General features: G+C 37.5%; 26 protein-coding genes and 1 riboswitch. Of the genes, 9 read left to right on the top strand and 17 right to left on the bottom strand.

Annotation, left to right across the window (positions count from 1 at the left end):
- Nucleotides 1–61 precede the first annotated feature (61 nt).
- The 3 genes from panB to panD are packed head-to-tail and all read left to right on the top strand — an operon-like array spanning nt 62 to nt 2,095.
- Nucleotides 62–859, top strand: coding sequence for a 3-methyl-2-oxobutanoate hydroxymethyltransferase (panB, locus tag CNQ82_RS03220; protein WP_123144065.1), 798 nt, complete (start codon nt 62–64; stop codon nt 857–859).
- Nucleotides 859–1,719, top strand: a complete 861-nt coding sequence (gene panC, locus CNQ82_RS03215) for a pantoate--beta-alanine ligase (RefSeq protein WP_123144064.1) — start codon at nt 859–861, stop codon at nt 1,717–1,719. The genes panB and panC overlap by 1 nt, the downstream gene beginning before the upstream one ends.
- A complete protein-coding gene (gene panD, locus CNQ82_RS03210) occupies nt 1,712–2,095 on the top strand; it encodes an aspartate 1-decarboxylase (protein WP_206125379.1) in 384 nt (127 codons plus the stop codon). Before panC ends, panD begins: the two co-directional genes overlap by 8 nt.
- Before the next feature lie 224 nt (nt 2,096–2,319).
- On the opposite strand, the gene CNQ82_RS03205 is transcribed toward panD, so the two are convergent.
- The 11 genes from CNQ82_RS03205 to cas1 form a co-directional block, all read right to left on the bottom strand.
- Nucleotides 2,320–3,165 (bottom strand): trypsin-like serine peptidase, encoded by an 846-nt coding sequence (locus CNQ82_RS03205; protein WP_123144063.1) that lies wholly within the window; start codon nt 3,163–3,165, stop codon nt 2,320–2,322.
- A 746-nt stretch (nt 3,166–3,911) separates the two neighbouring features.
- Nucleotides 3,912–4,559, bottom strand: a complete 648-nt coding sequence (cas6, locus tag CNQ82_RS03200) for a CRISPR-associated endoribonuclease Cas6 (protein ID WP_164711937.1) — start codon at nt 4,557–4,559, stop codon at nt 3,912–3,914.
- An 80-nt stretch (nt 4,560–4,639) separates the two neighbouring features.
- Nucleotides 4,640–5,905, bottom strand: coding sequence for a type III-A CRISPR-associated CARF protein Csm6 (gene csm6 / locus CNQ82_RS03195; RefSeq protein ID WP_123144061.1), 1,266 nt, complete (start codon nt 5,903–5,905; stop codon nt 4,640–4,642).
- A gap of 24 nt (nt 5,906–5,929) precedes the next feature.
- A complete protein-coding gene (csm5, locus tag CNQ82_RS03190; RefSeq protein WP_123144060.1) occupies nt 5,930–7,039 on the bottom strand; it encodes a type III-A CRISPR-associated RAMP protein Csm5 in 1,110 nt (369 codons plus the stop codon).
- A 4-nt stretch (nt 7,040–7,043) separates the two neighbouring features.
- A complete protein-coding gene (gene csm4 / locus CNQ82_RS13275; RefSeq protein WP_240624918.1) occupies nt 7,044–7,283 on the bottom strand; it encodes a type III-A CRISPR-associated RAMP protein Csm4 in 240 nt (79 codons plus the stop codon).
- The gene (gene csm4 / locus CNQ82_RS03185; RefSeq protein WP_240624917.1) at nt 7,262–7,957 is read right to left on the bottom strand and encodes a type III-A CRISPR-associated RAMP protein Csm4; all 696 of its coding nucleotides are present in this window, start codon (nt 7,955–7,957) and stop codon (nt 7,262–7,264) included. The genes csm4 (CNQ82_RS13275) and csm4 (CNQ82_RS03185) overlap by 22 nt, the downstream gene beginning before the upstream one ends.
- Before the next feature lie 9 nt (nt 7,958–7,966).
- Nucleotides 7,967–8,611 (bottom strand): type III-A CRISPR-associated RAMP protein Csm3, encoded by a 645-nt coding sequence (gene csm3 / locus CNQ82_RS03180; RefSeq protein ID WP_123144059.1) that lies wholly within the window; start codon nt 8,609–8,611, stop codon nt 7,967–7,969.
- Between the two features lies 1 nt (nt 8,612).
- Entirely contained in the window at nt 8,613–9,035 is a 423-nt protein-coding gene (csm2, locus tag CNQ82_RS03175; protein ID WP_123144058.1) for a type III-A CRISPR-associated protein Csm2, read from the bottom strand.
- A 5-nt stretch (nt 9,036–9,040) separates the two neighbouring features.
- Entirely contained in the window at nt 9,041–11,311 is a 2,271-nt protein-coding gene (gene cas10 / locus CNQ82_RS03170) for a type III-A CRISPR-associated protein Cas10/Csm1 (protein WP_123144057.1), read from the bottom strand.
- 73 nt (nt 11,312–11,384) lie between these two features.
- On the bottom strand, nt 11,385–11,687 hold the full coding sequence (cas2, locus tag CNQ82_RS03165; protein ID WP_123144056.1) for a CRISPR-associated endonuclease Cas2: 303 nt from the start codon (nt 11,685–11,687) through the stop codon (nt 11,385–11,387).
- Complete coding sequence (gene cas1, locus CNQ82_RS03160) at nt 11,687–12,595, bottom strand: type II CRISPR-associated endonuclease Cas1 (RefSeq protein ID WP_123144055.1); 909 nt, start codon at nt 12,593–12,595, stop codon at nt 11,687–11,689. Before cas1 ends, cas2 begins: the two co-directional genes overlap by 1 nt.
- A gap of 789 nt (nt 12,596–13,384) precedes the next feature.
- A riboswitch (TPP riboswitch) is annotated at nt 13,385–13,495 on the top strand.
- Nucleotides 13,496–13,564: 69 nt separating this feature from the next.
- Between cas1 and CNQ82_RS03155 the strand changes: the two genes are divergently transcribed.
- Genes CNQ82_RS03155 through CNQ82_RS03135 form a run of 5 tightly spaced genes read left to right on the top strand, consistent with a single transcriptional unit; the run spans nt 13,565 to nt 17,272 of the window.
- A complete protein-coding gene (locus tag CNQ82_RS03155) occupies nt 13,565–14,137 on the top strand; it encodes a thiamine phosphate synthase (protein ID WP_123145630.1) in 573 nt (190 codons plus the stop codon).
- A gap of 2 nt (nt 14,138–14,139) precedes the next feature.
- Complete coding sequence (gene thiO / locus CNQ82_RS03150; protein WP_123144054.1) at nt 14,140–15,267, top strand: glycine oxidase ThiO; 1,128 nt, start codon at nt 14,140–14,142, stop codon at nt 15,265–15,267.
- On the top strand, nt 15,251–15,451 hold the full coding sequence (gene thiS, locus CNQ82_RS03145; RefSeq protein WP_123144053.1) for a sulfur carrier protein ThiS: 201 nt from the start codon (nt 15,251–15,253) through the stop codon (nt 15,449–15,451). The genes thiO and thiS overlap by 17 nt, the downstream gene beginning before the upstream one ends.
- Before the next feature lies 1 nt (nt 15,452).
- Nucleotides 15,453–16,220, top strand: coding sequence for a thiazole synthase (locus tag CNQ82_RS03140; protein WP_123144052.1), 768 nt, complete (start codon nt 15,453–15,455; stop codon nt 16,218–16,220).
- Nucleotides 16,221–16,255: 35 nt separating this feature from the next.
- Complete coding sequence (locus CNQ82_RS03135; protein ID WP_240624916.1) at nt 16,256–17,272, top strand: ThiF family adenylyltransferase; 1,017 nt, start codon at nt 16,256–16,258, stop codon at nt 17,270–17,272.
- Nucleotides 17,273–17,495: 223 nt separating this feature from the next.
- On the opposite strand, the gene CNQ82_RS03130 is transcribed toward CNQ82_RS03135, so the two are convergent.
- Nucleotides 17,496–17,717 (bottom strand): hypothetical protein, encoded by a 222-nt coding sequence (locus CNQ82_RS03130; protein WP_123144050.1) that lies wholly within the window; start codon nt 17,715–17,717, stop codon nt 17,496–17,498.
- A 297-nt stretch (nt 17,718–18,014) separates the two neighbouring features.
- On the opposite strand from CNQ82_RS03130, the gene CNQ82_RS03125 reads away from it, so the two are divergent.
- The gene (locus CNQ82_RS03125; protein ID WP_123144049.1) at nt 18,015–18,467 is read left to right on the top strand and encodes an arginine repressor; all 453 of its coding nucleotides are present in this window, start codon (nt 18,015–18,017) and stop codon (nt 18,465–18,467) included.
- Nucleotides 18,468–18,516: 49 nt separating this feature from the next.
- Here CNQ82_RS03125 and CNQ82_RS03120 read toward each other — a convergent pair whose 3' ends face one another.
- The 5 genes from CNQ82_RS03120 to CNQ82_RS03100 all read right to left on the bottom strand — a co-directional run bounded on the left by CNQ82_RS03120 (nt 18,517) and on the right by CNQ82_RS03100 (nt 24,742).
- Nucleotides 18,517–19,188, bottom strand: coding sequence for a Crp/Fnr family transcriptional regulator (locus CNQ82_RS03120; RefSeq protein ID WP_123144048.1), 672 nt, complete (start codon nt 19,186–19,188; stop codon nt 18,517–18,519).
- A 329-nt stretch (nt 19,189–19,517) separates the two neighbouring features.
- Nucleotides 19,518–20,948, bottom strand: coding sequence for an arginine-ornithine antiporter (arcD, locus tag CNQ82_RS03115; protein WP_123144047.1), 1,431 nt, complete (start codon nt 20,946–20,948; stop codon nt 19,518–19,520).
- A 267-nt stretch (nt 20,949–21,215) separates the two neighbouring features.
- Nucleotides 21,216–22,451: an arginine deiminase gene (gene arcA, locus CNQ82_RS03110; RefSeq protein ID WP_095103361.1), complete on the bottom strand. Its 1,236-nt coding sequence runs from the start codon at nt 22,449–22,451 to the stop codon at nt 21,216–21,218.
- Nucleotides 22,452–22,876: 425 nt separating this feature from the next.
- On the bottom strand, nt 22,877–23,359 hold the full coding sequence (locus CNQ82_RS03105) for a hotdog family protein (RefSeq protein WP_164711936.1): 483 nt from the start codon (nt 23,357–23,359) through the stop codon (nt 22,877–22,879).
- Nucleotides 23,360–23,593: 234 nt separating this feature from the next.
- A complete protein-coding gene (locus tag CNQ82_RS03100) occupies nt 23,594–24,742 on the bottom strand; it encodes a thiolase family protein (RefSeq protein ID WP_123145629.1) in 1,149 nt (382 codons plus the stop codon).
- Between the last annotated feature and the right edge of the window lie 7 nt (nt 24,743–24,749).

Raw genomic sequence — 24,749 nt, 5'->3', positions numbered from 1 at the left:
CACCTCAAAATTTCCTTATTTGTGTTATTATATCTTTATATTAAATAAAGGATATGATGAAATGAAACAATTAAGCAATTTATTTGATATGAAGCTGAATAATGAAAAGATTTCAATGGTGACTGCATATGATTATCCGAGTGCGAAACAAGTTGAAGCTGCGGGAATTGACACTATTTTGGTGGGTGATTCTTTAGGGATGACGGTGCTGGGTTATGAGAGTACGGTTCAGGTCACTTTAGACGATATGATTCATCATGGCAAAGCGGTGCGCCGTGGTGCTCCGAATACGTTTGTAGTAGTGGATTTGCCGATTGGTACGGTAGGTGTTGATTTGGAGCATGCGCTGCGTTTATATCAAGAAACGGGTGCGAATGCGGTGAAAGCTGAAGGTGCCCATTTAATCAGTTTTATTACGAAAGCGGCTGCGATGGGTATCCCGGTAGTCTCTCATTTAGGTTTGACGCCTCAAAGTGTTGGTATTATGGGGTATAAAATGCAAGGTGCAACGAAAGCGGCGGCTGAGCAATTGATTGCGGATGCTAAAGCGGTGCAAGAAGCGGATGCAGTAATGCTAGTGTTAGAAGCGGTACCAAGTGATTTGGCCGCCTTGATTTCGAAGCGTTTAGCTATCCCTGTTATTGGTATCGGTGCAGGTAAAGATACAGACGGCCAGGTCTTGGTCTATCATGATATGTTGAATTACGGTCAGGAACATCGTGCTAAGTTTGTTAAGCAGTACGGCGACTTTTCAACGGGTGTGGAAGCTTTGCATCATTATCATGAAGAGGTTCGTGAAGGCAGCTTCCCTTCTGAAGCTTATACGTATAAGAAACAAGTCTTGGAGGAATTAGATTAATGACTGAAGTAATTACAAGTATTCAAGATATGCAGCGTTTGGCTCGTGATTTCAAACGAGATGGCAAATCGGTCGGTTTTGTGCCGACTATGGGTGCGTTGCATGATGGCCATTTGACGATGATGCGCCGTTCAGTTGCGGAGAATGATGTGACGGTAATCAGTGTATTTGTGAATCCGCTTCAATTCGCACCTGATGAAGATTATAATGCCTACCCGCGTGATATTGAAGCTGATACGCAAGCGGCGGCATCTGCTGAAGTAGATTATGTCTTTCATCCAAGCGTCGAAGCGATGTATCCAGGCGAAATCGGTGTGGCTTTGAAAGTCGGCAGATTAGCGGATGTTTTAGAGGGAGCGCAACGTCCGATTCATTTTAACGGGGTCGTGACGGTGGTCAATAAACTCTTCAATATTGTCCAGCCAGATCGTGCTTACTTTGGTAAAAAGGATGCTCAGCAACTTGCCATTGTCGAAAAAATGGTCGCTGATTTTAATCATCCTATTGAAATCGTAGGTCAAGCTATTGTACGTGAAGCGGATGGTTTGGCGAAGAGTTCACTTAATGTTTACTTGACTGAAAAAGAACGCCAAGAAGCACCTGAGCTGCAAAAAAGTTTAAAATTAGCTGAAAAACTCTACCGCGAAGGTGAAAGAGAGAGTAAAATAATTGTGGAAGCGGTCACTGCTTACTTAGAATCGCATACAAGCGGTCATGTAGATGAAGTAGCCGTTTACAGTTATCCTGAACTTGTAGAGCAGCAGCACATCAAAGGTCGTATTTTCATCTCGCTCGCAGTTAAATTTTCTAAAGCACGCTTGATAGATAATCTGATAATCGGAGATGAAGAAATTGATTAGAACAATGATGAATGCTAAGATTCACCGCGCACGTGTGACTGAATCGAATTTAAATTACGTGGGCAGTATTACAATAGCTGCTGATATTTTAGATGCGGTAGATATTTTACCGAATGAAAAAGTAGCGATTGTTAATAATAATAACGGTGCACGCTTTGAGACGTATGTGATTAAAGGAGAACGTGGAAGCGGTAAAATTTGCCTGAATGGCGCTGCTTCTCGTTTAGTAGAAGTTGATGACGTGGTTATCATTATGACTTATGCGCAATTAAATGAAACTGAAATTGCAGATCACGCACCAAAAGTGGCTGTTATGAATGAGAAGAATGAAATTGTCGAAATGATTCACGAAAAAGAAAATACAGTTGTGTTGTAAATGAGGAAACTTGTAATACGAAATATAGAAGTACAATACTCAAGCATTACAAAGTACAACTATATAACTCTTGTATATTAAAGGTAGATAATATATAGTATACACATAAACAACGTTATGGCACACCAAACCCCTTACTATTGCAGTAGTAAGGGGTTCTTTTCGGTATTATTGGTGGTTATCGTCGAGAGTGGAACAGAAATAATAAGCCACTCATAATATTATTATTTAATATGTGTACGAACGAAGTTACCTGTTGCACCATTCATCGCTTCGCCGCCAGCCATTTCAACTTTAGCATAATTAGTAGTTGAATTAGCCCATAAATTATAACCGTACGTTCTCAAACCGAATATTTGATAATTGCCGTTGACCATTGGCGAACCAGATGCGCCTGCACGGAACTTATCTTTTGTTTGTAATTCAGTACCATTGGAAGATCTTTGAATGAAGCGGAAACTGCTCCAATGTGTTTTCGTATTGTCACCATTCTGCCAAGGATAACCTACTGAATATAATTTCGTATTATATTTCAAACCATTAATTTGCGCATTCGAAGCTAATTTTAAAGGTGTCGCGTATTTCGACATCTTTTCTTTTGTATACACTAGCGCTACGTCTGTATTTGGTACTTTCACAACTTTCGTAGCATGGAACGTATACGGTTTTCTAGATCCGTCTCTCGCCATATCAAATGTGATGTATTTAGGGTTTGCGGCAGCCCCTTTCGCAGTATCAATGACATGTGCATTTGTCACCAATGTATAGTTGCCGATCACTGTCCCCGTTCCCATACTGTCTTTGCCGCGACCTTTCCAGCCGTCTTTATTGCTAACGCGTCCCACCGCTTTATACTTCGTCTTCATCGTATTCGAAATATGATGGATGTCTAAATTACTATTAGAAATTTTCTTTGCTTTCGGATAAGCAGTCGACTCATTATAGTTGCTCATACCATTATAGTAATAACTTCCTGCTGCATGCGCTTCCTCTCCGCCTGCTCCCGAAAAAGAAAGACCGACCACAGCACATACTGTGACGATACCTGCTTTCAAACCTTTAACTTTCATCTTAAAATTACCCCTTATTATTAATTTCGAAATGAGTTGTGCCGTATTTAAAGTTATCTTCAGTTTACTTTTAAAAAAAGAGAAAAGCAATAAGAGCTTTCTTAGAATTTGCAAAAAAGTATGCTCACAGTTGTATAAATAATAAGCAAAACGGGCTTCTCGTCCCCTCATGCTCGGGGTACTCATCGATTCACATTGATCCGAGTAAATAAGAACAACAAATCTACCGTTCTCGCCCCCTCTTACTCGGGGTGCTCGTCGATTTGAATTAGGTTATTTACTTGAAGATAACGAAAATCAGTTCCCGTCCCCCTCATGCTCGGGATACTCATCGATTGTCGTTGAGAAAGCGTGGGATAGATATATATTAACTGTTCTCGTCCCCTCATGCTCGGGGTTCTCATCGATTCACAATGTACTTTGATAAAAAAGGTCAATCCGTTTGGTTCTCGTCCCCTCATGCTCGGGGTACTCATCGATTGACTATCAATATAACACCGTTCGCATGTATCACGTTCTCGTCCCCTCATGCCCGGGGTACTCATCGATTGATAATGTTTGACCGATATATTAAAGTGGTATATCGTTCTCGTCCCCTCATGCCCGGGGTACTCATCGATTAGATACCTCAATAACCCCTTTGATATCAATAAAGAAGCCTTATTTTCTTTGCCTACAAATCAGGCAAACAGCTAATGAATTTGTATCGTGCTGCCCTAGTTAAAGGCAAAGTATTATTTATTATTTTAAGAAACATTAAATTTCCCCATACCCAAACTAGTTTTAATTCCCGCACCTGTATATTCTCCGAACTCTATTAAAAAGTGAACAAGTTGCAAGAAAGGTAACGGACCGTTTATTTTTATTATTAAATTACCTTTAAATGAAGGTATTCTTACGCCTTCTAAGTGAAATTTAGTACTCCATAACTGATAATCTATAATTTTTATATTATCAGTTAAAAACGATAATGTTTCACGATCATACATCTCGTAACTTTCGAAAAAAGCATCATATTGGAGCATAATACTACGGAACAATTTTCTCAAATCAGGAAATATATCGTATTGTCCGCTTGATTTAAATGACATAGGAGTAATGATTTTTAATTTAATAGTTCTACTCAATTTTTCTTTCGAAAAAGTTTTATCTAATAACTTTTTAACATCAACTCGCTCTACATTAAAATTGAGAAGATCTATTTTTAAATCATGATATTTCAAATAAACTGAAGTTTGCAATGATACAAACTTTAATACTTCTTCTGCGATCCCGTCCTCTAAACATACTATTTCCCAATAAGTTTCATCGTTTTCAAATATTAATCTTTGTTTCAACGGGCTATAAGAAAGATGATGTATAAATTCAGCACTTTCATCACTTAAATTTTCCATCAACAATCCATGTAATGTACTGCTGATATTTATACTTTTAAGTTTATCAGGCAAATCTAGTTAGATTTTTATATAAGTAATCATATAAACTCTTTTATCCTTTCATTAAATTGATCAAAGTAATTTAAAGTAGAGTCATTCACTTCAGGATAAACAATTAATAAAAGTTTTTCCACAGCTTTTACCGCTGTATCAATATTTTTTTCATTCTTATTTTGATATAAGTTAAGTGATTGCAAATTATGAGCAACTTGATTTCGTAAGCTATTTATATTATTAACAGCGTGCACATTTTTTAGAACCTCTCCTTTATTTTCTAACAAAGTCAATATGTCTCTATACATTGGGAAAGAAAGCAAATTTTCTTTTTCTTTTAAAAAGTGACCTGCGTGAGAAATATATTCTTTAATAAATACTGGATCATATTCTAAATTCAAGTATGGTTTCTCATTAAAATAATAAATTAGCCCTGGGTATTGTTTATCTATATATTTTTCTACAATAAATTCTGCAATCGCCTTAATTCTTATTAAAGTTTCAGCCACGTCTCCTCTTCGATGACGCATTCCTAATAACAAAGTATGGAAAACTGCTTTCTGTACATTCATATCTTTATACTCTTTTTTGATATCATCAAATGGCTCATGAAGTTTAATTTTATCTGTAAGATTCACTAATATTTTACGTAACTTCTTTTTATTTCTAAAGCCTTTTGGAATAATATCTAAAAGCTGCAAAGCAGCTTCATAATCATAATTGTAAATTATGCCTTTCAATTGGCTCCGCAACATCGCTTCTCTAAAACTTAAAATATTTATTTCTTTACATCTAGAAGTTTCTGAGCTTTCCTCTTGGTTTACGATTTCCAAATCTATTTCTTGATCTTCTGGTTTAGCATATTTCATACCTGCATTACTAGATGAATTAGGTGTGGCAACTTGAACGCATGTCTTATTTTTTGGATAAGTGATATATTCTAAACATAAAGTGGCTTCCATCTGAGGTGTACCACTAGTAACATTTAATAATAATTCAGCTTCAGGATATTCATTTTCTAATTCAACAAGATATGAATGAAATAGATCTTTATAAGCATCAAAATCATGCTCTTTTTCAATACTATCTACTTTAATCCTAACCTCAGCATCAGAAGAGATACTATTAATAATAAATTTCCAATCAAAATTTTTTTGACCAATAAATCGATTGTTGCCTTCCCAAATACTTTCTGTGAAAAATAACTCTACAATTTCTGGTTGATAGGTTCTTATAATATTAAGTAAAGCGCCATCCCTATCATTTCTCCACGGATCAGTATTTCCAATTGGGCTGAATACTATTTTCATTGTACAAACCTCTCCTAACACTTTTTATTTCTCAGATATTTGAATTTCGCATGCTCCAAATTGGTACCATTTGTTTTGTGAGGTATTTACAGTGCCTTTTAATACAATAGGCACATTACCAGGCTGTGTGCTCATCTTTCCGTAAACTCTTCTAAATCTATTCTTTAAGACTTTAAACGAGTTGTTTTTAGCGATGGTTTTATTATTAATCTGATAATATAAAGTCTTACTTACAAAACCTGAACCGCCGCCAACAAATAAAATTGCCTTTTGTTCTCTGACTTCTTTATCATTTGGTACTGCACCCATATCAAAAAATTCTTTACCAGCAACAGTGTTTTCAAATCCAGAAGCCCACTTTTCCCAATAATTCTTGTAGAACAATCGAATAATTTCTTCTAATTCATGCCCACTTAATACATCATCTTCTATCGTCATTGTAAAGGTCACTTCAGTACCTGCTTTTATACACTCACGATATAAAGGCATTGCTTTGGCTTTTTTATTTATATCTATTTTTTGATATATTTCTAAATCGCTTTCTGAAATCGGATTAGAATCACCTATTTTTATCTTATTAAAAATTTTGTTTATTTCCTCTTTAACGACGATTTGTTGTGTTTCTAAAGCGACATGATGAAATCTATTAGCTCTATTCGCAATATGATTTTCTACTATCTTCCGATTTCCCTGAATCGCTGTTCGAAGAGCACCTTTCAACGAACTACCGGGTATATAAACAGAACCTTGGCCGTCTCTTACCATTTTATGAATATCATTTAAAGGTTTAGTATTACTTTCAAATGACTTAATACTTTGACCTGTTGTATAGCGTTTACCTTGATTCACGTGTTCACTATAAGTAATAAATGCTTTCCATTCTTCTTTTTTTATCTTTTTATCTTTCAAAAAAGTAGCAAGATCAGCACGTTGCTTATAATCAGTAATATAATTTAAAAATGCTTTTAGAATACCTTTATCTTTGAAAAACTTAGTCATTTTTTTACCGTCAACAAAATGTACTTGAGAAGCGTTTTTTTCATAGATATATTCTTGTTTGCGGATTGTTTCACCCATCCCAATATGAACCGGTCCAATTGTCGTTAAATTAATAGTATATGTTTTTAAACTCATATGTTCACACCTCTATCCACATTGCTTTAGCATATCTATATACTGGATGTTTTCCATTTTCACCCACATCAAATATAGCTCCTGAAAATGGATGTTTAAATACTGAACCCGCAGAAAAACTATAAAAATCTTTCTTTTTCACTAAAGTATTTGTAAAATCAGCAGACTGAATAAAACCTGATTTTTTCTTTAACAAGTATCTAGCATTTTCTAAGATTGTTTTTAAGTTGTTTTCTTCCGCCATAGCTGTTGACAGTAATATATAATTTCACCTTTTTGCTGAGTCAACAAATCTATCACTTTCTCGTCAGAAGTTATTCTGCATTCGAACTGTCCATAACCAGCACTTCTCTTTCCACCGATTCCTGAATATTGTAAAGCATCAATAACTTCATTTAACGAATTCAAAGCGTTCTCAGAACCTTTTGCAATAAAATAAAGACCTGCATCTGGATGATATCTAAAGAGCCCCACAGAATATGGTTCTGCATCTCCGCCTTCTTTTTCATTATTCTGCAATGACACTTTTGTTAATAATTCTTTTTCTCCCAGTTGAAAATCACTAGTGATTCGTTCTGCTTCTGTACTATCAATTTCGCCAGCTATATACGAATTAAATTGGTTTACAGGTAAAAATTTAAGTTTTTTAAAAACCTTATAATTTGTTTCATCCTTATGTTGTGATTCAATCTTCATTAAAGGTTTGGGAAAATAATAATTATCTTTAAAAAATGGGAAAGTATCACTTATTTTTAAATCATTTAATAAAAAATCTGTATCTAATCCTAAATTTAATGTTTCAATAAAAAGCGCACTAAATAAAGTATCGGCGGCTATTACAGGCTGGCTATCACTTAAACGTTTTTCTCCAAAATGAACAGGTGTAGTAAAGTGTAATTTATAGATTTTTATACTCATATTCCTCACCTACTTTAATACTAAATTTGTGCTGTCATAATCACCAATAACTGTTTCAATTTCTTCGATATTAAATTTAACTCGGCCATTACCACGTGTCCCACCGCCGCCAAGATAATCATTTTCTAATAATTGAATTCCATTTTTAATGTTCTCAAAATCAGTTTCTACTTCATTTTCATCTTCAACATTATAAATAATTTGAAAATCAAATCGAGAGCCTCTCGTTACACGTTCAATTTGTCTCGGATTAGCTTCAGAAGTCAATCGATTAATCGTATTTTCATACTTTGTTTCCGTGTAAGGTACTTCATTTTCATCAAACTTCGCTTTTGTTTCTTGATTATAAAAAGCATCTGAAAATTGCAGACGAGAGCGTTTAATATTATCTTTGTTACTAGAGCCGAACAATCTTAAAACTATCGGATCATCTTCGTTATGCTCTTTTTGGTTAGGCTTAAGTCCGAAATCTCTTGCCAATAAACTTCTCATCTTCCCTTTGATAGTACTGCCTGGAATAACCGGAAGTTTCGTAAATAAATCTCTTACAACTGGAGAATCAATAGCACCTATCATACTGATTTCTCCGCCCCCTCCGATATGCAAGCCTGTCAACACTTCTATTTGTCCTGAAATTTTTATTTTAGAATACATATTAATTCTCCTTATTATAAAATTTAGCGTAAGCAACTAATGCTTCAAAGTATTTACAATAATCTAAAAAGAATTTTTTTGATTTATGTTTTATTACTCTATCAATAAGTACATTCATATGAGTTTTCTTCAAAAATAAATCAACTGATTTTTCTCTAGCAGATTCATACGCAAACTTAACCTTCAAATATTCTAACTCGTCACAAATTTCATCAGATAACTCTTTATTATTGGTATTATAAACTTTAGTATAAATATTATTTAAATATTGAAGTAAATTACGTAATTTACTCGTTGTTAATCCACCAAATAGTACTGTTTGTTCTTTTCCTTTAAACGTCTTTGTCTCACAATTCTTTTTTATAACATTTTCAGCATACTTTAAATCAATTGGTGTACCGGACTTTAGTTTTGCTAATTCCATATTAATTAACCCTCCCGTGTTTGATAGACATAATACTCAAATGCTGTAATTAACTGTTCTCGATCTTCTTCTGACCGCGACCATTTAAAAATAATATTTGAATAATGACTATTTATATTACTGCGTGCAAGCAAATAAGCTAAACGTGCTATATTTATTTGACTGTCTTCTCTTAATAACTCAATAATTTTATAAATGAATGCTTTTCCATGATCTGCTGTAGTTTCAAATGCTCCACTAATTATTTCTAATTTATCGTTTAGTATGTCTTTCTCTAAAGTATTCCATTTATAAACTTTATGTTTGTTCCATAAAGCAACTTGATTTTTTTCACCTTGCTTAGCTGCCTCTTCTAATTCTCCAGTTTCACTTGCCATTTTAGATACAGGATATTTAGATGGATATATTCCAATACCTGCTGAGAAAGTAAGCTTATTTAAAGTGAACTTTTCAAATGCATTTCGAACTTCAATAGTTTTAGAAATTACATCATCCCATGCACCGATTAAGAATATATCGTCCCCGCCTGAATATATAACTGTAATTTTAGAACCTTCCAATAAGTTGTTTAATTCATATTTGAAAAACATTGAAAGATTGCGAGAAAAAGTTGCTGTTCGTGATAAAGAATTATATTTTTCTGGTATACCGTTAATAAAGGCTGCACCTAAGTTGTCGATATCAGCTCGCACAACACCTAACCTACGAATACCGATTTCTCTCTCAACATAGCTGGAGATACCTTCTTTTTTTGTTTCTTCATTAGTACTCGCTAAATCATAATCACACATCCATAGATTAGTCGTAACTTCAGGTCCAATAAATGCTTTATTCTTACTATATATTTTTATATCAGTATGTGAATTTAATAATTTTTCCACTTCTTCTCTGTTAACTACTTTCAACTTCAAATCAAAAGGCAACGATAATTTTCCATTATCACCAACCACAAAGAAATCATTGTCTCTTAAGTTATTAGATATTTTAATAATTCCATCACATATAGGACAAATGCCTTCCTCATTTAGTTCTAAATCACTTCGTAAACATTCTTTACATTCTCTTTCACCATAAGATTTAGTTTGGTTCATTCTTAAAATATCTTCAGCCGAATATTTATGCGCTTTTTTATCTGATAATTTTTGACTCACCGACTGCCAGATCTGTCTATATTGGTTATTACTGTTCATTAAATCATTTCCTGTACATTCTTGGTAAGCAATAGCCACAGATAAATCAGTACTAAACATATTAATAAACCATTTTCGTAAACTCTCATCGAAATCTTGAATTATTTCTTTAGTTGAATTCGTATTCGGTAAAAGTAGGTAGGCATGTCCTCCACCAGTGTACAAAAGATTTGCTCTACTTAATTCTAATTTCCCTAATAACTGATCCACGATAACTTCAAGTATTATTTCTAAATAAAAACTTCTAGCTCTCAAGCTTTTAAGTGCTTTACTACCACTAATATTAAAAATAAAATCTTGAATACCGCTCATATCTAAACTTGCGAGTAGAAAGACAGGCTTATCATAAAAATCTTTTGTTTTTGAATATGGACTAAATAATTCTTCTTTATAATTATTAATATTGTAAGACTCTAAATAATCGTAGATACAACAAGCTACAGCACAAGTAACTTTACTATGATCATATAAAGAAACATCAACAAGTTGGTTTAAGTTAGTTGAACTAGGAATTGTAGACCATAAACTTTCAGTCCATTGTAATAAAGATGAAAAGTGCTTTGGCTCAAACTTTAATCTTTCGCGTAAATCTATATCCATATCATTTTTTAAAGTGGTATAATTCCCACTTGTATAGACTATTTCAGTCGTTTTAGGATACTTTACTTGTTCACTTACAGCGAATGGTAAACTCCCATTTGAAATACCTAATGACTGTGAATTCAGAATATTAAATATGCTGTTTAACGGAACGAATTTATCAAATTTAAAACTGTTACTATAATCTCCTTCATCACCCTCTTCAATAAAATCTCTACGATCAGCACCACTAGCAATATTATCCGCAATATAGGTGATATAAGCTAAACTATTATTATTTAATTTAACTTGTGAAAGTTCTTTATAATGATGATATCGTACACTCTCTTTAATACTCGTATGGTTAAATTCTTCAAACTTTTTTAAGTACTCCCATCCCATTTTCGAATGAGTGCCCTTTTCAAATTCATTTGAATTACTACGATATATTATCTTTCCTATATCGTGTAATAATGAACCATATTGCAAATCTAATTTACGACTCACGATAAACATCCTCCTCCCTAAAAAATAAATCATTTAAATTAATTTTATGCAATTTTATAGATAAAAATAATCACTAAAATGAAATTAACTTAGGTTTCTCCAGAATTTTGATAGCGTTTTCTCCCAAAATTGTAATTTGTTCATTATGAATCTTATTAGGCAAAGAATACATTGTGATGCTTCCTGAATCCGGCAACTCCTTACTAATAATTTTTACAATTTTTTCTTTAGTAGAACTATTACGGATAGAACGTTCATATAAACTAAATTGTTTCATTGAAAAACCTAATTCTATTAGTCTTTTTCTAAACTTAGCAGCTTGTTTCTTTTCTAATTTACTGTGTCTCGGCAAATCAAAACAAACAAGTAACATCATTAAGGGCCCTCCTCAATCATTTTAGGAAGTTTTAAATAGCTTGCACTATTGCTTTCGTAACATTTTATTAATGATTGAATTACAATATCAATAGCATCGAATAGTGAAGAAATTCGTTCATCAATCACACAATTTTCAAATAATAAACCGATTAACTGTTCTTTATGTTCACTGTTTATTTCAGCTATATTCTTTTGATAAATAAATTCATAAACGTAGCTATCTACAAACGGACGAAAAACTTCAATAATATCATCCGAAAGATTAAATGGATTTTCTGTTGAACGATGATGAATTCCAAAACTTTGTTCAAATCCATAAGCAGCCAAGCTCTTTCTGATTTTGGCCCGAATTAATGCATAACCATAGTTCAAACTTGCGTTCACTGCGTCATCATATCTACCCCGAATAAATTCTTTACCATACAAGTTGTTAAAGTATCTTTTAGCGGCAATTGCTTCTTTATTTGTTTTATCTCCTTCTTCAATTCTACTAGCTATTTTTTCAATAAAATCTGCCTCTTCATCTAACTTAGCAGTATAGCGCAAACAATCACTTTGGTTCTTAATTTTACTGATAATTATCTTTCGCCAAATACGATCTTTTGTTTTCTTCTGAACTTTCATTTGAAGTAAAAGCCTCTTAAGCCTTCTTTGATAACCAAAATTAGAAGTAACACTTGTAATAGGTCGATGCTTACGATTACAAAATAAAATCGTAATATCATTCTCAACACAAGTTTCTACTAGCTGATTGGAAAAATAACTTCTAGGATGATCAAAAATAAACATATCTACATCTTCAATAGGAACATAACTCTCTTCCTTATCCACTATATTTACAAATTTAAAGGTCTGCTTGGCGACAGTAACAAAGAAATACCGTTTAACATATATAATATCTTTCATCTCATTACCTCTCAATATATTTTGAAGATTCAGAAATCAACAAAAGATTATTACTTTTACAAGTGTAAAATCTCCCGCCTCAAAATTAGCAGGAGATTATCTTAGCATAGCTTTCAAGATAAAAGCAAGATAATTTTATTTGAAAATATTTAATGAGATTTATTGTTGAAACTATCATTCTCGTCCCCTAATACTCGGGGTACTCGTCTATTATTAAACAGAATTTCAGAAATCAAAGAGGAAATAAAAGTTCTCCTCCCCTAATACTCGGGGTACTCATCGATTGGAACAAATTAAGTACAATATCGACGATAGCAACAGTTCTCGTCCCCTAATGCTCGGGGTACTCGTCGATTAGGACATGCAGAAATTCATTTCTACCGCAAGCGGTTCTCGTCCCCTAATGCTCGGGGTACTCGTCGATTATATAGTCCCACAAAACCTATAATCATAGGATTTATCTATAGTTTTCTTTGCCTGCAATTTGGGCAAGCAACTTATTAACATTGTATCTTTTGCCGGATTTATAGGCAAGCTTTTATATTAATTGAGTTCATCAAATGAGATAAATCACACTTTTTTATTCTACTAATCTTTAGTAAGAATTAAATTAATTCAATGTTCATCTTCACCACTCCCCCTATTGCTTTTTCTGCCATCTTGCTTTATGATGATTTTGTAAAGTAATGGTGAGACGGAACGAATCCGTCACTCTCGTGCATTAACACCTCGCTACACGTTTTGTTAGTGCTGATAATATGTATTACTTATTGAAATGAATAATGACAATAAGTCCACTGGAAGTGCCTGTTCTTACAGGCTGAGATCCTCATGGCAATGAGGAAATTCTTGGAACCTGATCCAGTTTATACTGGCGTAGGAAAGTGGCGTATTGCACTTTTTGATGCGCTGTTTTTCTATGGAGAAACAGTGCTTTTTTATTTGGATAATTTTAAGAAGGTGTACGTTATGTATATTGCAATTACGCCCTATCGTACTTTGACCCAAGATGATTTAAGGCATTTCCTCGCAATTGCGCCGGCGATTGACCATTTGATCTTTCGGACGCCGATGCAGCAAGCGGATTTGAAAAGGTTTCTGGAGCGCTTGCTTCAAGCTGGTTTTCCTAAATCTAAAATCACGGTGCATTCTGATATGGAATTATTACAGAAACTTGATTTAAGGACGATTCATTTTCGCGAACATGATGAACGTGCGTTTCAGTTCAAAGCAGCACATCCTCAAATCATGGTCAGTATGTCGACACATAGTTCTGCAAGTGCACAAGCTGCCGAGGCACATCACTTGGACTATGTACTTTTCGGGCACCTCTTTTCCACCAAATCCAAACCTGGGAAAGCGCCTAGAACTCAAGCAGAAATCGCAGCTGTGTTGCGTGTCGGTATCCCGGTGGTAGCGTTGGGTGGTATTAATGCGGAAACGTTAGGCCAAGTCCCGTCTGGGTTCGCAGGTATCGCAGCGATTTCGTATTTTATGGAGAATGATTTGGTGACGTTGTGTTCAGCAAAGGAGGCTGAGTAAGGATGTTTGATTTAGCGATTGTTGGAGCGGGTGTGATCGGTATGTCGATTGCCCGTCATTTGAAGGATAGCGGTATGCGTATTGCGTTGATTGACCGCGATATTGAGGGTCAGCATGCGTCTTATAAGGCGGGCGGTATGCTGGGCGCTCAGAATGAGTTCAAGGAAGATAGTCCGTTGTTTCGCTTGGCTCTAAAGTCTCGTGCAAAGTTCGACGAGTTGAGTAAGACTTTGCAGAAGGAAACGGGTATCGATATTCAATATCAGCAGAATGGATTGATCAAGATTGCGACGGAGGAAGAGGATGTGGCTTCGTTGCAGCAACAGTATGAATTTCTGCATGCGCATGATAAGGATGTAGAGGATTTAAGTGAACACGATTTAGGTGAGTTGACGCATTATTTGGTGAAAGGCGCGCAGGCTATGATGTTTGTTCCGCATGATCATCAAATTAATGCGAATCATTATACGAAAGCCTTGCACGCGGCGTTGCAAGCCGAGGATGCAGTAGAACGTTTCGACCATACAAATGTGGAAGAGATTACGCGTCACGGCGACCATTATCATATCGCTGTAGAAGCTGAGGGCAAATCTTCTGAGCTTCAAGCTGAAAAAGTAGTAGTGGCAGCAGGTGCTTGGGCAGGTTTCTTAACGGACAAACCAGAAATCAAAGAGACCGTAAGCGGTGTGAAAGGCGAAGTCGTCTTGGTGGAAAATGAAGAATTGGATTTGAAACATACTTTATTTATGACCAACGGCTGTTATATTGTGCCGAAACCGCCCCATCGTTTCTTAATCGGTGCAACCAGCTATTTCGATGATTATTCGGTCGGTGTGAGTACTGAAGGCAAAGATTGGCTGCTACATGAAGCGATTGAGCGCGTGCCTGAGTTGGCTTCAAGCCGCGAGTTGAAACATTGGTCCGGCGTACGCCCTTGGACGCCTGGCGAACAGCCGATTATGGATGAGGCGGACCCCAATTTATGGGTAATTACCGGCCATTATCGTAATGGAATATTGCTGTCGCCGATTATCGGTGAGTTGATGGCAGAATGGTTGAAATCTGGCGAGCGTCCAGAAGAATTGGCGCCATTCGCAATGAGGAGGGAAAGTTATGAAGTGCATCATTAATGGTGATCCATTTACGTTCGATAGTGAACTCAGCATTCAAAATGTGCTGGAATCACTTGAGCTCGACCCGAAACGTGTGATTGCTGAACATAATGAAAATTTAATACAGCGCGATGATTTTGCCAAGCAAATCGTGCGCGAAGATGATCGTTTAGAATTATTAGAGTTTGTTGGAGGCGGATAAAATGTTGAAAATTGGACCATATGAAATGGAATCAAGATTGTTATTAGGAACTGGAAAATTTGATGATGAAGATATTCAAACACAAGCCATTGAAGCGTCAGGCACAAATGTCTTGACGTTTGCGGTACGTCGTATGAATTTGTATGACAAGAACTTGCCGAACCCATTAGCTAATGTGAATTTGAAAGACTTCGTAACTTTCCCGAACACAGCTGGAGCTAAGACGGTTGATGAAGCGGTACGTATCGCAGAAATCGCTAAACATGCGGGTGTCTGCGATATGATTAAAGTTGAAATTATCGGTGACGACGAAACATTGTTACCCGACCCGATTGCGACATACGAAGCTTGTAAAATCTTGTTAGACCGCGGCTATATAGTCTGCCCTTATATTGCGGAAGACGTCGTACTAGCGAAACGTTTAGAAGAACTAGGCGTGCATGCGGTCATGCCGTTAGCTTCCCCTATCGGCACTGGACGCGGTATCAATAACCCGTTGAATTTAAGTTATATTGTTAAAAATGCTAACGTGCCGATTATTGTAGATGCCGGCATTGGTTCAGCTAAAGATGCGGCCGAAGCGATGGAACTTGGCGCTGACGCTGTATTGTTGAACTCTGCAGTTTCTCGTGCAAAAGACCCAGTGAAAATGGCCGAAGCGATGAAATTAGGCATCGAAGCCGGACGTTTGAGCTACGAAGCCGGACGCATCCCAGTTAAATATACCGCACAAGCATCCAGCCCAACAGAAGGATTAGGTTTCCTATGATGTCGCACTCCGGTCATACTGAGGAATCACCGAGCATGAATTCCGCCTCAGCTGACCGCTTCAGTCGCCAAACACGTTATGCTCCTTTTGGTGTTAAGGGACAGAAAGCTTTGGAGAGTGCCCATCTGCTAGTAATGGGCGCCGGCGCTTTGGGCAGTCATTTAGCAGAACAATTGGTGCGCATGGGTGTCGGTAAGTTAACGATTGTAGATATGGATATTGTAGAAATATCTAACTTGCACCGACAAGCGTTGTATGATGAAGCGGATGCGTTAGAAATGCGTCCGAAAGTCTATGCCTTAGCTGATAAATTACGTCAAATCAACTCGGAAGTTGAAATCCAACCCCTTTATCAGGAAATCACTCCGACTAATATTGAACGTATGCTGACAGATGTTGCTCCCGACATGCTGTTAGACGGCATGGATCATTTCGCCATCCGCTTCTTATTCAATGAAGTGTGTCATAAACTTGGTTTGCCATGGGTTTATGGCGCAGCGGTCGGCGGCAAAGGTACGGTTTACGCTATTGATTATACAGGTCCTTGCTTACGCTGCTTAATGAGCGAAGCGCCTGAAACTGCTGAAAGTTGTGCAATTAATGGTGTTATTCCGCCAGTAATCTTGCAAGTGGTCAGTTATCAAATTGCTGAAGTAATGCGTTATATGGCAGGCACAGGCTTCTCTGGCAAATTGCTGACTGTTGAACCCTTTAATATGAAGCAACAAAGTATGGATGTCAGTCGTATGAAAAATCCTGATTGTCCAGTCTGCAGCGGACAGGCTGCTTATGAAATGCTCGGGGTAGCTGAGCCGAAAAGGGTAGAAGGCAGTTGCGGCGATACTTACGTCTTCCGCTTTAAGCCGCAGCATTTTGACAATGCTGACTTGTTTCCCGGCCATATCTTAAAAGCAAATCCTTATGTGAAATTGCTGGATATTGGTGGCCGGTCTGCTACTTTGTTTAAAGATGGTCGTATGAATGTACATGGAATAGAGGATGCTGAAACTGCAGAAGCGTTATATCAGCATTTATTGAAAGCGATGAAATAATAACTAACTGAACAGAGGCTGCTCGTGGTGGGGCAGTCTCTGTTTTTTTGTGTTTGAGGCTTAAATGTCGAGGCTCCGCTTCGCTGCTTATACAGTTTGGGTCACAAGTGTCGAGGCTCCAAACTCCAGCCTAGACACTTAGCGACAATTTCCTATTTATAATTAGAAAGAGGGTTAGGATCTTATTTTATCCTACCCTCAATTCCCCAATAACTTCACTATATTAAAATTCTAGATAACTTGTATAACCGTCTTTAAAACCTGCAATCACTACGTCGAGATTTTGGAAAAAGGATATGGCGATCGTGATGAGTACTACGGCAACCCCTATTTTCAGCATGCGAGTGAACCATTGTGACTTTGACATGTTGCCTCGCCTGGTCATGCGATGTTCCATAACGAGTGCGATGACTGTAAGCAACATGATTTCCATGAATATAATCATCTTGATGTCCCCCTTGATGTCGTTGATTTTAAATTATTATACCATCAACCACACTATGAATGAAAATATTTTTATAATGGCCTACTTCCTTTATTGGTCGTATGCTATTTACACATTTATGCACTATTAATCAGAGGCAGCAGTTATTGCCGTCCTGAGTCAGCTCTTCAACAAGCTGTACTTTCTAAAGTTTTCTTCCCCCAAAAAATTTTGTGAATATGAGTGGCTTGGGATTGAGTTCGTTTAATTTATAGAATACAATAATACTGTATATTTATAAATTTGAGGGATGAAGATATGGAGAAAGAAAAGCGTCTTGAATTGATTAAATTATTACTGAAGAATAATAAAATTTCGACGGTGCGTGAGTTGGCGGAAATTTTGGAGGAGCAATATAATTTGATTTTCAGTATGACGACGGTGGCGAAGGATTTGCAGGAGTTGAATGTCACTAAGGTCCCGAATGGTGCGAATCAATCGTATTATGTGCTGCCTGAGAAGAATTCTGCGAAGAGTTATCGTGAAGCGTTTAAGAAGTATCGGCAGAATAGTGTGAATTCGGTGATTGTGAAGGATAGTTATATCTTGATTAAGACGGAGCCTGGGTTTGCGCGTACGATTAATTATTGTATTGATCAGATGCAGTTGCCGCATGTGTTGGGTACGGTGAGCGGTAATGATGTGATTATGGTGTTGTTGAAGTCCGCAGAAGAAGCGGAGTATGTGAAGTATTTATTATTAGAGACTTAAAGTAAATGAGCAGTGGCCTGTAATTGATGGCGACTGCTCATTTTGTATATTAGATGGACTTGCTGATGGTCCAAGTTTGATAGTTTTTCAAGACTAAGTTATTGTTGCTGAGGCCGCGCACGACATGGCTGGCCTTTTCTCTGGAGACGCCTGCTAATGCGCTTAACAGAGTTACGGTCATCACTTTGTCGATTTCGTAATAGGCGCCTTGGTCGTTGCCGATGGTCTCACCTAGTATGCGCAAGGTGTTGATGACTTTCTGTTCGGCGTTGCGCCCCATCAAGGCCATGTTGCGATTAATGCTGATTTGCTGTTCTTGGCGCAACAAGGTAAAGATTTTAACGAAGGTGTCTTCATTATTCTTGCTCAAGTATTCAATCAAATTTTTAGGTACACGAACAATGAGTGCATCAGTCAACGCGGTACAAGATTCTTCATAATGTTCTTGTTCAAAAAGATGGCTGATTGGAAATAATGTGTGGCCGCGGTTCAGCATTAAATAGTCATCACCATTTTCGTTCAAACGTTCTCGCGATACATAACCTTCTATTAATAAATAGATGCTGTCCGCTTCTGATCCTTGATAGTAAATGACTTGTCCCTTTTCATAATTCCGAACGTAAATTTCAGAAAGGTGCGGAACAATCAATCCTGACGGCACTTCTAACATTTTGGATAATTCTTGAATTGAGGACTGAAAGGTCTCAGTTGTCCTGCTCATACACCATCACCTCATTTCTCTCGTCTTTTTTAAAAATGAATATGATTGCTCATCTGTTTTCACTAAATTTTATATAATTAAAGTAATTCGTTAAATTGATGATGTGTTCAATATATGATTATTATTACAACAAATTAATTGTATCATAATCAATTGCAATTCTCGGAATTAAAAGGTGCTCGCTGTTTCTGAATGCCATAATGAAACCCCCAAAGCGTATTTGTTAGGGCTTCGGGGGTTAAGCAACCACTGTGTTTACATATGAATTTGCTCAATTGATATAGATGTCTTCGCCCTGGTTAGTAAAAATTCTATTTATAACTTTATTGCTAGAAGACGTTGACTGCACCTGTAGCTAAGCGGATGATACCGATAATCGCGAAGAGGATAATGAATCCCATTAAGATGTAGTCGCGTTTAATGAATTTTCGTTGGTTGTTTTTTTGCACACGGTGATACACAAAGAGTCCCGGAATATAAAGCAGCATTGTCAACAACAAGTAGTCCACGCCTGCTGCGTAAATGAGCCATATTGCATAGATTGATGAAATAATACCGATGACTAATTGCACATGTGCTTTGCGATCTTCTTGAATCGTATATTTAAGTTGGTAGAAAGCACTGAATGCATATGGAATTAAGATGGCACTTGATGCGAGTGAGAATGCAAACTGATAAGCACTTTCTGTAAATAACATACTGATTAAGAATAATTGTACTAAGATGTTAGTAATTAATAATGAATTGACAGGTGCGCCGTTGACGTTTTGTTTAGCAAACCATTTAGGGAACATTTTGTCTTTAGCTACTACAAATGGTAATTCCCCTGCTAACAATGTCCAACCTAACCAAGCACCGAGTACTGAGATAATTAAACCGATATTAACTACTGTTGAGCCCCAAGGTCCTACAATATGTGCAAGTAAGCTGGCCATTGAAGGCTGATCTAATTGTGAAATATGACCTTGTGCAATGACACCTTGTGCGAGTACAGTTAATAAGAAGTAAATCACTAATACTAACAAGAGTCCGATGACTGTAGCTGTTCCGACGTCTTTTTTCGTTTTAGCACGGCCAGAGAAGACGACAGCACCTTCTATACCTGTAAAGACCCACACTGTAATTAACATGGTACTTTTTACTTGTTCCATAATATTTGAAAAGTTAAGCGGTAAAGCAATGTTGCCTTTCATTCCAGCAAATCCTGCCATAAAAGTGTCAAAATGGAATGCTACCAACATACAAACGATAGCCAAGAAAATCGGAATTAATTTAGCAACTGTTACAATACTATTGATTAAAGCAGCTGTTTCAACACCGCGTAAAATCAAGAAGTGCACACCCCATAGCAAGATGGAGGCTACGATAATACTAGGAAGTGTGTTACCACCTTTAAATATCGGGAAGAAGTTGCCGACTGCTGACATCAGTAAAGTCGCATAAGCTACGTTGCCTAAGAAGGCAGCAAACCAATATCCCCATGCACTGGAGAAACCGACGAAGTCACCGAAACCTGCACGGGCGTAACTATAAATCCCACCATCTAAATCAGGACGTTTATTTGTTAAGTTTTGGAATACAAAGGCTAAAGAAATCATACCGATAGCTGTAATAATCCAACCGATGATGATTGCTAATCCACCAGCATTGCCGCCCATGTCTGAAAGTATGTTGAAGGCACCGCCGCCGATCATGGAACCAATGACCAAACCGATTAAAGCTGTTTTACTGAGTTTATTTTGTTCTAATTGTTCGCTCATTTTCAAAACTCCTTTAATACTTAGAGTCTTACTGCTTTTTCGTCCCTAAGCATGTGTTGTCAATTTATTCAGTTTTTGACGCATACTGCTTTAATAGTTTTTTCGTGCGGTCTTCTTCAATACACGGGCTATTCTGCGACTGTTGTCGTAATAGATTTATTTTTTCAAAGCAGTATTGATAATAGATAACCAGACTTTAAGCAAAGACTTCGAACTACCTCTATTGCTGCAATCCATTTCACTTAAAGCCTCGTCATCACTTTGAAATTAGATATCTTCGCGGTATAAAGGTTGGCTCATGCAACGAGGGCCCCCTCTTCCGCGAACCAATTCACTACCTGTAATCTCAATAACTTTGATGCCGTTATCGCGTAATAATTGGTTAGATACATAGTTGCGGTCGTAAGTGACTACTACTCCTGGACGGATTGTTAAAGTATTTGAACCGTCATTCCATTGTTCACGTGGTCCTACAATACGGTCACCATCACCAGTCGGAATGAATGTAATGTCATCCAAACCTAAGGCATCTTTTAATGTTTCTTTTAAGTTAGAAGTTTTAGTAATTTTAATATCTTTGCCATCGTCACTTGGTTCGATAGTGAAGATATTCATATCGTCACCTTTTTTCTCGATTGCTGAGTGGATAGTAAATTTATCGTAATCAATCATTGTGAAGACTGTGTCTAAATGCATGAATGCACGTGTATTCGCAATTTCAATCGCTACGATTTTTTTAATTTTAGATTCTGGGTTCGCAAAGATTTGACGTGCTAATTTTTCAATGGCTTGTGCTGAAGTTCTTTCAGAAATACCTACCGCTACGACTTCTTCAGATAATACAAGTTCATCTCCGCCTTCAATATTGTATGGTGAGTTGCGGTCTAACCATACCGGCACATCTGCATCTTTGAAACGTGGATGATGTTTCAAGATGTATGTGAAGAAAATAGATTCTCTACGGCGTGCTGGCCAATACATACGATTGACTGTCATACCATTGCCGATAGATGCTTGCGGGTCACGTGTGAAATATAAGTTAGGCATTGGATTCATGTAGAATGGATAAGAATCATCTACATATTCAACCAAGTGTGTATGTCCTGTTTCGACTTCTTCTTTACGCACACCTGCCATTACTTTTTCAACTAATTCTTTATTATCTAAGTCTTCGAATAAGGCTTTCACTGCATCTTCATGACCTAATAATGTTTCTTCTGATTCTGCTAAGACATCATCAATAAATTGTTTGCGTACTTCAGGATCTTCAATCGCTTCAGCTGCCAAGTCTTCAAGATAAACAACTTCTATACCTTCATCGCGTAATGTTTGCGCGAATTTATCATGTTCTTCTTGTGCTACTTTCAAGTATGGGATATCATCAAATAACAATTCACCAAGATACTCAGGCACTAAATTTTCTAATTCTTTACCAGGGCGTTTAAGTAATACCGTTTTCAATTTTCCGATCTCACTGTTTACTTTAATTGGATGTTCATTCATTTGTGAAACCTCCTTGTTCTATTTGTCTACATTGTAAGCCTTGCATAAGCTACTTATGTGAATGTAATCACATGAGTATTGTTGCTATTTTCACACTGCTGCATTTATTCATTGCATTATTTTGTATAATTACTACAAATTTGGGCGGTTTTTATGCATATACCGCAGTTTTATACATTTTTGAATTGCCGAAATTTCTTGAAAAAGTATTTTATTCATTTTTTAGAAAATATATTCATTATGGCTATTGTAAACTAGCAAAGTGCCTGAATTGATAGGCTTTCTTCTAATATTCCAATGATTATTAATGCTTATTGCATTGAATATACGCGCTTGCAAAATAAAAAAGAGTAGTATGCACTGATGAATGTGCACTTCTACTCTTCTATAAATTATGCAAAAATGAGCGCTCGTCTGCTCACTACTTATCGACATTGGAAGACCATGCAAGGTGTGCCGAATTGATTGTAAACTGTCACTGTTAATTGACCCGCTTCAATTTCCGCTTCTCCTACCAACGTATCTCCTGCATACATCGGCTGTTTAAACTTCAAGTCTATCGCTGTATAACTTTCTGTAATGGCCTTAGCCTCTGTTGAAAATGAATCAGCTGGTGCCCCATCCCAATATTGCAGAATCAACATTGCAACATAGTCTCCTGGCACAATCTTGGTTTGCGGGTGGACGGGATTATCATCTTCCACATCTTCTAGATATTGCAGCACACGGGGCCACTCTATCTTTAAGTGGACTGCATGGGGATTGCTTATTGCTGGTTGTGGGCGTGACTCGCGCTGTGACGCGCCTGCACGCACCCCTGCTGTATCTCGCTTGTTCGCTACGTCCGGTATGACTACAAATTCAGTGACGATTTCTATAGCGATGCCTGCTGTATCGGCAACTGTCAATTGATAGCAGCAATGCGTCATGTGCTTCAATTCCCGCTTGCTCCGGCAGTCCAGCTCTGCATGATAGGATACCCCGGCAGACAGCGGACGACGTTTGCGGATTTTCTTTTTCCGCAGGAGCAGGTTTTGATGATGATAGGGTTGAAAGGTTGCAAAGCGATTCCAAATCTTGGTCAGATAAAAGGGATCTCGTTGCGCATCGCTTTGTGTCCAGTGAAATTCTAGTGTCTCCATTTATTCCACCCTTTCGAACAGGCTAGCGATTCCCATGCCACCGCCGATTCCGATTGCGGCCATCAATTTATTTCCCGGGTTATAAGTTTGGATGGTCACCAAGCGCGCAATCAGATTGGCGCCGCTCGCACCATAGGGATGACCTTCTGCCAAAGCACCGCCATAAGGATTGACTTTCTCTGCTGGCAGGCTCAAGAGATCCATTGAAGCTAAGACTTGCGAACTGAATGCCTCGTTAAAGGCTGTGAAATCGATATCGGAAACCGACCAACCTTGACGTTCTAATGCATGCTCAGCTGCTGGGACTGGGCCGACTCCGAGCACTTTAGGATTCACCCCTGACACCTCGCTGTCCACGAATCGCAATTTCGGCAACAATCCTAATGTCCAGGCTTTGTGCTTCGACATCACTAATACGAGGGCTGCCCCATCACTTTTCGGACAAGCATTGCCGACTGTTACGGTCCCTTCCGGAAAAATAGACCGTAATTTCCCTAAACGTTGTGCGGTCATGTTCTGTTTAGGTGACTCGTCCGCCTCAATCCATTGCCCATGTGCTTTCACAGGTACTATTTCTCGAGCGATTTCTGTTTGATGGGCATGATAGCGAGCGTGGCTGCGTGCTGCCCAGTCATCTTGGCGGGCGCGTGATATATGATACATCTGTGCCACATTCTCTGCCGCTTCAAGCATGCTCGGGTCACCATAGTTATCTGGTGTGAAAGGCGCGCGCTCGTAAATTTCTGGAGGTTTCTTTTCATATAAAGACTGCGGCTTTTGAATCTTCCAGGGAGCTCGGCTGACTGATTCTACACCGCCAGCCAGATAAATTTCTCCAGCACCGCTTTGGATTAGACGACAAGCTAAATTCACCGCTTCTAAGCCCGAGCCACATTGGCGATCGATAGTCATGCCCGGGATATGTTGGGGCAAATCAGCGTGGAGTAAGGCTTTGCGTGCGATATTCCCGCCGTTGCCGACCGTGTTGCCAATAATCACATCATCGATATGATTTTTAATATTGACGTGCAAGTTTGTCAGTTCTTGTATCAACGGCTTCAACAGGTCTTCGGGTTCAAGATGTTTAAACATCCCGCCATATCGGCCGATGGGGGTACGTTTCGCTTCGATAATCACTGCTTCTGTCATCATTTTC

Source organism: Staphylococcus debuckii (genome assembly GCF_003718735.1).
Lineage (GTDB): Bacteria > Bacillota > Bacilli > Staphylococcales > Staphylococcaceae > Staphylococcus > Staphylococcus debuckii.
The sequence above is the reverse complement of the archived record's forward strand: the minus strand, read 5'-3'. Positions and strand labels throughout refer to the sequence as shown.